A 796-nucleotide genomic window follows, 5' to 3' on the forward strand; every position below is an offset into this window, starting at 1 on the left:
CCCCGCCGCGATCCGTGCGCTGTTCCCCGCCGCCCGCCGCCAGTGCGGCCAGGCCCGTCTGACCGAGCACTGGCACACCGACGAGGCGGTCCGCGCGGCCCTCCTCACGTCCCTGCCCCTGCGCGGCGCGGCCCTCGCGGACGCGGTGGCCGAGCTGTACCGGCACAGCGGCCCGGCCGAACAGCGGGCTGTGCTGCGGGCGCTGCCGCTGCTGGAGGAGGTCAACGAGGGGACGGGCGGGGAGGCGGATCCGGGTGCTGGGAAAGGGAGTTCGGACGGTCCCGACGACCTTGGCCGCACCGGAGGTTCGGACAGCCCCGGCCGCTCGGACGACCTCGATCCGTACGACCTGCCCACTGGTTCCGCTGCCCCCATCACCTTCGCCCCCACCGGCATCCCGGAAGTCCGCCACACCCCTTTCACCCCCACCCCCGAAGACCGCCTCGGCGACCTCACGCTCTCCCTCGTCCGCGAAGCCCTGCGCGGCAACGACAACAGCGTGATCGAGGCGGCGCTCGGCGCGTACGCGGCGGCGCGGCTGCCGGACGCGGAGTACCGGCAGGCCGTGCTGAAGTGCGCCTTCTCCGACATCCCGCTGGACCGGCTGTACGGCCTCGACGCCCGGGCGGACCGTGAACTCGCCCGCATGCTGGCCGACTTCGCACACGAACGCATCGCGGCGGGCCGTACCGTACCGGCCGACGTCTGGCCCCTGGTCCGCGCGCACACCGCCCTCGCGAAGTCCGTCGCCGCCCGCGCCCGCGACCTCGCCGGCACCTGCCCGGAGGCCGCGGCC

At 75.4% G+C, this 796-nt stretch carries 1 protein-coding gene; it reads left to right on the forward strand.

Annotated features, from left to right (window positions below):
• Positions 1-190: 190 nt before the first annotated feature.
• Positions 191-796: EboA domain-containing protein (locus ACVNF4_RS36610; protein WP_461807120.1), on the forward strand; the 606-nt coding region annotated here is incomplete at its 3' end.

The sequence above is a fragment of the Streptomyces sp. S6 genome (assembly GCF_054880855.1).